This window comes from Stenotrophomonas sp. P5_A8 (assembly GCF_056400545.1).
Genome location: NZ_JBFULB010000298.1, coordinates 1 through 4,744, shown reverse-complemented (window position 1 = coordinate 4,744; position 4,744 = coordinate 1). Strand labels below are relative to the sequence as shown.

5 protein-coding genes and 1 pseudogene are annotated in these 4,744 nt (G+C 64.5%); 2 read left to right on the top strand and 4 right to left on the bottom strand.

Annotation, left to right across the window (positions count from 1 at the left end):
• Positions 1–218, bottom strand: a pseudogene (locus AC1DQP_RS16700) (hypothetical protein); the annotation flags it as partial.
• Between the two features lie 80 nt (positions 219–298).
• Complete coding sequence (locus AC1DQP_RS16695) at positions 299–1,141, bottom strand: alpha/beta hydrolase (protein ID WP_457319577.1); 843 nt, start codon at positions 1,139–1,141, stop codon at positions 299–301.
• Positions 1,142–1,385: 244 nt separating this feature from the next.
• Between AC1DQP_RS16695 and AC1DQP_RS16690 the strand changes: the two genes are divergently transcribed.
• Positions 1,386–1,541: a hypothetical protein gene (locus AC1DQP_RS16690; protein WP_256776892.1), complete on the top strand. Its 156-nt coding sequence runs from the start codon at positions 1,386–1,388 to the stop codon at positions 1,539–1,541.
• Positions 1,542–1,603: 62 nt separating this feature from the next.
• Here the strand turns inward: AC1DQP_RS16690 and AC1DQP_RS16685 are convergent, their stop codons facing one another.
• Positions 1,604–2,494, bottom strand: coding sequence for an NAD-dependent epimerase/dehydratase family protein (locus AC1DQP_RS16685; protein WP_457319261.1), 891 nt, complete (start codon positions 2,492–2,494; stop codon positions 1,604–1,606).
• Positions 2,495–2,781: 287 nt separating this feature from the next.
• On the opposite strand from AC1DQP_RS16685, the gene AC1DQP_RS16680 reads away from it, so the two are divergent.
• Entirely contained in the window at positions 2,782–3,381 is a 600-nt protein-coding gene (locus AC1DQP_RS16680; RefSeq protein ID WP_457319260.1) for a DUF6058 family natural product biosynthesis protein, read from the top strand.
• A 122-nt stretch (positions 3,382–3,503) separates the two neighbouring features.
• Here the strand turns inward: AC1DQP_RS16680 and AC1DQP_RS16675 are convergent, their stop codons facing one another.
• Positions 3,504–4,385 carry a hypothetical protein gene (locus AC1DQP_RS16675; RefSeq protein WP_457319259.1) on the bottom strand — a complete coding sequence of 294 codons (882 nt, stop codon included), beginning with the start codon at positions 4,383–4,385 and terminating at the stop codon, positions 3,504–3,506.
• Positions 4,386–4,744 lie beyond the last annotated feature (359 nt).

Genomic DNA, 4,744 nt, shown 5'->3' with positions numbered 1-4,744 from the left:
CCACAGACCAGCTTCTCCGACTCGGACTGCGCCTTGGCGCAATCGAATGACGGCGGCTGCAGGGTCGGCTCGGCTGCCGTGGCGGGGGCCGCGGTGGTCGGCGCGGGCGTCGTTGCGGCATCTGGCGCGGGTGCGGGCGTGGCGGTATCGGACGGCGCAGGTTTGGAACAGGCCGCGAGCGCAAGCGCCCCCACCCCAAGCAGGACGAAACGGTTCATGGCACCTCCAACATCAGTGAGCAAAAAGACGTCCTATTGTGCGCCCCGCAAGGCCAGCGTGGTGTGCACGATCGCCTCGTTCAGGGCGTGGACGGTACAGGTGGAAACAGCACGCGCAGTGCCTGCAACGCGGCAGGATGGTAGAGGGTCTGGTGCGTTTCGGCGGGCATCGGCAGGTAATGCACGCGTACACCGGGCACCTTGCCACTCACCTGCGCGCTGAACCTTGCACTGGCCCTGGCAATGTCGGGCTGGCTGCTGCTGGCCACGAACAGCTGCTTGCCTTGCGTCGCGTGCGCGGTGAGCAACGCCACAGCGTCATCGGCCAACTGTCCACGGTTCCACCACAGGCTCGGATCCAGCGCGATGTAGCTGTCGAACAGATCCGGCTCGCGCAGCAGGGTTTCCACCACGAACAGCCCGGCCAGCGATTCGCCGATGATCGCGGTCTCATCCGTGGTTGCATAGCGCTGGTGTACCTGCGGCATCAGCTCGGTACGCAGGAAGCGCCGGAACGCGCTCGACCCGCCCACGCGCGGTGCGATCTTCCGATCCTCCGGCACGTCGGTAGGCCCGGTCATGTCGCGGCGACGCTCGGTGTTCTCGATGCCGATCAGCAGGAACGGGCGCATGCCCGCATTGCCGACCAGCACCTGGATCAGGCCGGCCACGTGCAGGAAGTCTTCGCCGATTCCGCCATCGGGCATGTACAGCACCGGCAGCGGCTGGCCTGCGGGTACGTTCCAGGCGCTTGGCCGGTAGACCGTGATCCGACGGGTTTCGCCCAGCACCTTCGAGTCGAGGGTGAAGGTCTCTCCGATCACCAGCGGCATGGCGGTGGACGCGCCTGCAGCGATGCCACGCTCGCCAGCGCGCGACACCGATGCCAGCACCATCAGCATGCAGAACAGCGCAAGGCGCATTGGGGTCCACCGCGCGCTACCTCTCAGGAATCCTGACACCTGTCGCCTTCGTTCATCGCATGGCCCATGGCCGGAACCGCATTATGCGCGACCGCATTCAGCCCGACGTTGCCGTGCCGCAACAATGAATGGCAGGCCGCGTCACGCACGGCGCTAACCCCACCCTCATGCACGTGCGACCGCTCCGTAACACCACCAGGTCCAGTGTGGATCGCACGACATCACGTCGTAATGGAGTAATGCAATGTCCAACATGCAGAACAACGAAAACAACGTCCAGAAGAATGCCGCCGCCCAGACTGACCAGCAGAAGGAGCAGGAGCGCAAGGACACGCTGGCCAAGCAGCAGAAGCAGGAACAGGGCAACAAAGACACCAGCAAGAATCCGCAGCAGAAGTAACCAATGCAGCTGCAATCAGGGTGGGGCTGCGCGACAGGCGCAGCCTCGCGGTGGTCACCGCTTTACTCCATCACACAGACCCTCTCGCGCACCGGCTGCGGCAACACCTCGATAGAGCGCGCCTCCAACTGTGCCAGGACCGCTTCCGGGCCACGCTGGCTTCGCCAGCCCAGGCCGATGCTGGCCGCACTGGCATCGTGGATGCGATCCACCACCGGCAGCGTCCAGCCACGACGGTCGTATTCGGCCAGCCACTGCGGGCAGCGCCGCGCCAGCACCGCGCGGGGGTCGCTGACCAGGCGCTCGCAGTCCTCCGGGCCGAACGGCGTCCACCCGCTGGCGATATAGCGCTGGAACATCGGACCGGTGTTGTGCAGCGCGGCCGCATGCGCATCGGCCACGTCGCGCACATCGATCCCACGGTGCAGCCGGTACAGCAGCAGGCGCTCGGGGACTTCCGGGAAGCAGCGCGACATCCGGATCACCCGCACCTGAAAGCCCGGACTGGCGGCATCTTCAAGCCAGTGTTCGGCCGCTAATTTGGAGCGGTGATAGACCGTGCGCGGCAGCGGTGGGGTGCGTTCATCGATCCAGGTGCAGCGGCCCGGCACGATCGCATGCCCGTACAGCGCCGTGGTACTGGTGAAGACGAATCGACTTGCCCCGGCCTCGCGCGCCAGCATGGCCAAGGTGCGCGTGCCTTCCACATTGACGCGGTGAAACTCGCTGTCCGGGACCAGCCCGACATGCGGCGCATGCAGCGCCGCCGAATGAATGACCGCGTCCACCCCGACCAGCGCGCTGCGCAGGGCCCGCGCGTCGGTGATGTCGGCCACGTGCCGGGTGGTATTGAAGGGGTTGCGGTCGAAACCCACGACCTCGTGCCGTGCGGCGAGCGCGCCGAAGATCGCGCGTCCGACCCGGCCAGAACTTCCTGTCAGCAGAATCTTCACTGTGTGGCACTTGGTCAGCGCCCGGGAGCTACCGGGATGGCTCGATTGTAGCCATAGTCGGTGCCGCTGGACCAAGGCCCCAGCGGCTCCGGCAGGAACGCGCACGTAGACGCCAGAACGATCAACACAGGCGGCCTCCGTACACCCGGTTTTGGCGCGATCACCCTGCCAGGGAAGCGTCGTACCATGTTGGTCTCCGCCGGACGCATTAAGCGCTCCGGCGTCCTGCACGCTCAGCCCACGATGGAACAACGATGACACTAAAGGCGTATCTGCACGATCACTTCGTGGACAAGGCCGGGTTGGCGGCACTGACCGGCACCTCCGTCGAGCAAGTCGATGCGTTGGTGATGGCAGGTGCATTGCCCCAGCCGACGTACGTCTGTGAGCAAGGCACGATCCGCTCGGCTGCGTTCGGCGTCATCCCGACCCGCGAAGTGCTGGAGGGCGCCTACTTCCGTCCCGAGTACACGCGATGGGTGCAGATTGCCCTGCGAGCGACGCCCGGCGACGAGCGCAATGCGGTGATATCGACGTTGACCAACGAGTTGCGCGATGCCCTGCAGGCATGGTTCGAGGACCCGAACGAGGTGGAAGCAAGAATCCAGGCGCTCCTGCCCCACTTCGCCAGCGGTACGTTCGGCCTGTGTGTGTCGGACCCGTCCACCGGTGCCGGCATCGTGCGAAAGGAGGTTCTGCAGGAGAAGCTCATTGCCCTCACCGGCGACGGCAGCGATCCCGCACCGTCGGACGTGTCCCCCACGGCGCTGCTGCAGCTCATCGATGACTATGCCCGCGCGGCGATGCCCTTCTCGCCGGCAGAGTACGCGCGCAGCAGCAGGAAGCGGCTGGTGGACGATCTGCGGCCACGCGTCGCCGGCCGCTGACGGGCCACGCGCGTGCGGGCGGCGAGCTTGAGCCGCTTCGTTGAGCGGTGTTTCGACGCAAAGAAGGCCGCCCATTGGGCGGCCTTCTGCTTGATGGAACCCAGTACCCAACGCACGTGGCGCTATCGGATCCTGTATTCGACCGCGCACGTCTTCGCCGCAGCGGTTCCGCTACATGTGATGGCTTTCACGGAGCCGCCAGACGGCCCCGAGGACGTCATCGTGGCACCGAGCGACGCCATATGCGTCGCCATGCGCGCCAGATTCTCGCCACCATGATCCGTCCACGTTCCTTCGACTCCCTGAAGGTCAGAGGGGATGAACTGCCCGGCGGCAGTTCGCTCGCTACCCTGTTCGGATTCGCCACTCTGATGCTCAGGATTGACGGTGATCATGACAAATGAGTCATCCTTGAAGACGACCTTGAACATAGGCCTGGTGAGGTCGCGAAAGCCGGTGTCGTTGGCGGCCAGCCGCGGCAGATCGGTTGCCGCCGTCAGCCCATGGCCCCCGACAATCTGGGAGATGACATTCACATTGCCCACCGCCGACTCAACCATCCCTCGCAGGTTCTGGTCTCGCACGTAGTCGTACGCCGTCCTGGAGCGCGCGTCCGGATTGAGTCCAAGCATGTCAACCGGGACAACGTACGTGGGTCGCAATGTTCCGCCGACTTCCACACTCCCCCCATTACCCCGGCGTATTTGTTCAACTGCAGGTGCTGGCGGTGTTTGCCGTTGCACCACCGGTCCTGCTGAACGCACGGCACGCGGAACTTCACCACCACCAGCATCGGTGCTGTCATGGCCCACGTAGTACTGTTGAATCATATTCGCACGCAGGTTGTAGACCAGGTGCGTACCCGCCCCCATCTTCACCGCTTCAGCACGGAAGTCCCGGTCGACTCTGCAGGTGTCACAGCGAATCGCGGCAGCCCCGGCGTCCCCTGTGGCGAGCCCACCTCCAATCACAGCGGCCACCCCAAACCACACGATCCTGAGCACGCATCTCTCCTGATAGCTTCGCCGTCTTCGATCACAGCATCTCTCTACGGCTAGCCCAAGTCCACGCCGGCTTCCTTAGATGGCCTCGATACTACCGCTCTGCTTCCGTCTCAGGATGTAGGAATAGTCTGGTAGCAGTGGCAATGTGCGCTGGATTGGTGCGTGACTTCGCGATCCTCCGCCGCCAGCGTGGCGCCAGGTCGAGCAAACGGGAGGGTGGAGCCACTTGAGTGCCCGGCAATTATCCCGGAGACACAAAAAAGGCGCCCATCGGGCGCCTAAGTTGTTGATGCAATTGGTGGGCCGTGATGGATTCGAACCATCGACCAAAAGATTAAAAGTCTTCTGCTCTACCGACT